Annotated in this window: 1 protein-coding gene; it reads left to right on the forward strand. The window is 64.8% G+C overall.

The window, feature by feature from the left end:
* Window positions 1-349 (forward strand): M81 family metallopeptidase (locus AC5ZGW_RS47730; protein WP_496114350.1); only part of this gene is annotated, 349 nt, incomplete at both ends.

The raw sequence follows: 349 nt of genomic DNA on the forward strand, positions 1-349 counted from the left end.
GATGCGCCGCTCGGTCTCCATGCTGGTGAAGAGCCTGAAGACGGGCATAAAGCCCACCCTGCTCTGGGCACCGATCCCGGTCGTCCTGCCGGGCGAACGCACCAGCACCGTTGATGAACCGGCAAAGAGCCTTTACGCAGAACTGCCCGGCATCGATGCGCTCGACGGCGTCTGGGATGCCTCGCTGATGGTCGGCTACGTCTGGGCCGACGAACCGCGTGCTACTGCCGCTGCCATCATGACCGGCACCGATCGCACGGTGCTCGAGCGGGAGGCGAAGCGCCTGGCAAAGGCCTATTGGGACGTGCGCGAAAAATTCGTCTTCGGCTGCGAGACCGGCTCGATCGAG

This window comes from Bradyrhizobium sp. Crot121, assembly GCF_059512385.1.